Source organism: Uniformispora flossi (assembly GCF_049534875.1).
Taxonomy (GTDB): domain Bacteria; phylum Actinomycetota; class Actinomycetes; order Streptomycetales; family Streptomycetaceae; genus Yinghuangia; species Yinghuangia aomiensis.
Genome location: NZ_JBMULZ010000052.1, coordinates 1 through 1376 on the forward strand (window position 1 = coordinate 1; position 1376 = coordinate 1376).

A 1376-nucleotide genomic window follows, 5' to 3' on the forward strand; every position below is an offset into this window, starting at 1 on the left:
GACGTTCGTACGTACGGGAACTGGCGTAAGCCGACGTCTCCGGGCTTCGGCAAGCTGGGCATGGGCGGATCGCTCGTGGTGCTCGGCGGCCTGGTCGGCATCGTCGTGAGCATGATGGTGTCGCTCACGTTCGCGCTGATGGTGGCGATCGTGGTGGCGATCGTGGTGGCGCCGCTGCTGATCCGTGATCCGCACGGCCGCAACGGCTTTCAATGGGTGGGCTCCCGCACGGCGTGGTTCCGCGGTCTGACGCTGGGTCAGCACCTGTACCGGGCCGGCCCGATCGGGCAGGTGCCGGGGCGTACGTGCCGGCTTCCCGGTGTCCTGGCGGGTTTGACCGTGCGGGACTTCACCGATGCGTACGGCGTTCCCTTCGCGCTGATCAGCAACCCGACCACGGCTCAGCACTCCGTGGTGCTGTCGTGCTCGGCCGACGGGGCGTCCTTGGTGGACCCGGTCCAGGTGGACACCTGGGTCGCGTACTGGGGGCAGTGGCTGGCGGGTCTCGCTTACGAGCCCGGGCTGGTGTCGGCGTCGGTGACCATCGAGTCCGCACCGGACACCGGTGAGCGGCTGCGCAAGGAAGTCCTCGGCAACATCGACCCGTCCGCGCCCGACCTCGCTCGGGCCGTCCTCAACCAGGTGATGTACGACTACCCGCTGGGCTCCGCCGAGATCACCTCCCGCGTGGTGCTCACCTACGCCGAGCGGGAGTACGGCGCGCGCGGCGGAGTCGCCGACATGGCGGCCGAGATCGGCACCCGCCTCCCCGGGCTGGCCGGCGGGCTCGGCATGACCGGCGCCGGTCCCGCGGAGGCCATGACCGCCGGGGAACTCGCCGAGATGGTTCGGGTGGCGTACGACCCGGAGGTCGGCGTCCTCGTCGACCAGGCGCACGACGGTGCCGACTTCGCGCTGCGGTGGGACGAAGCCGGTCCGATTGCCGCGCAGGAGGGCTGGGACCACTACCGGCACGACGGTGCGTTCTCGATCACGTGGTCGATGACCGACGCTCCGCGCGGCGAGGTGTTCTCCACGGTGCTGTCGCGGATGGTCGCGCCGCACCCGGACATCGTGCGCAAGCGCGTGACGCTGCTGTACCGGCCGCACAGCCCGTCGGACTCCGCGCGGCTGGTCGAACGCGACCGCAAGGACGCGCTGTTCCGGGCGCAGCAGGCCCGTATCGCCCAGGCCCGCGACTCGGTGGACCTGCGGGCGGCGGACCAGTCGGCGCGTGAGGAGGCGACCGGTGCCGGGCTGGTGCGGTTCGGGCTGCTGCTGACGGCGACGGTGCTGGACGAGGCGGCGGTGCCGCTGGCCGGCGCCGCCGTGGACAACCTCGCCGCCACGGCGCGGGTCCGGCTGCGGCGCATGTA

1 protein-coding gene is annotated in these 1376 nt (G+C 71.9%); it reads left to right on the forward strand.

Annotated features, from left to right (window positions below; genetic code table 11):
- Positions 1 to 60 precede the first annotated feature (60 nt).
- A partial coding sequence (locus ACPA54_RS38995) for an SCO6880 family protein (protein WP_423537287.1) occupies positions 61 to 1376 on the forward strand: 1316 nt, incomplete at its 3' end.